Here is a 514-nt window from a genome sequence, read left to right as displayed (position 1 = left end):
TCTCATGGATGCGGTCGTAACGAGCCATTTTCTCAGTGATTTGGTAAGCCTCAACAAGCTTAGCTTCAGCAAGTTCAGCAATCTTAGTCTTAAGTGCTGTATTTTCTTCTGGAGCAACCCAATCCCAAGCTGGAGTAGCAACTTCAGCTTTGAACTCGTTGATAGCATTGATTACAACTTGTTGTTGATCGTGACCGAACACAACTGCTGCTAGCATTTCTTCTTCAGTTAGGTTGTCAGCTTCTGACTCAACCATTAGTACCGCAGACTCTGTACCTGCAACCACTAGATCTAGACGCGATGCGTTTAGCTCAGTTTGGCTAGGGTTAAGAACTAGCTGACCATCGATGTGACCAACACGTGCTGCACCGATAGGACCATTGAATGGAATACCAGAGATAGCAAGAGCCGCAGATGTACCAATCATTGTTGGGATATCTGGTTGAACGTCTGGGTTTACAGATACAACCGTTGCAATAACTTGCACTTCATTTTTGAACGCGTCCGGGAATAG

General features: G+C 45.1%; 1 pseudogene. It reads right to left on the bottom strand.

The features are described 5' to 3' along the window. Window positions 1-514, bottom strand: a pseudogene (locus tag R7Q48_RS31170) (polyribonucleotide nucleotidyltransferase); the annotation flags it as partial.

The organism is Vibrio sp. 378, from assembly GCF_033339435.1.
Note: the sequence above shows the minus strand (reverse complement) of the source record. Positions and strands in the feature narration are given on the sequence as shown.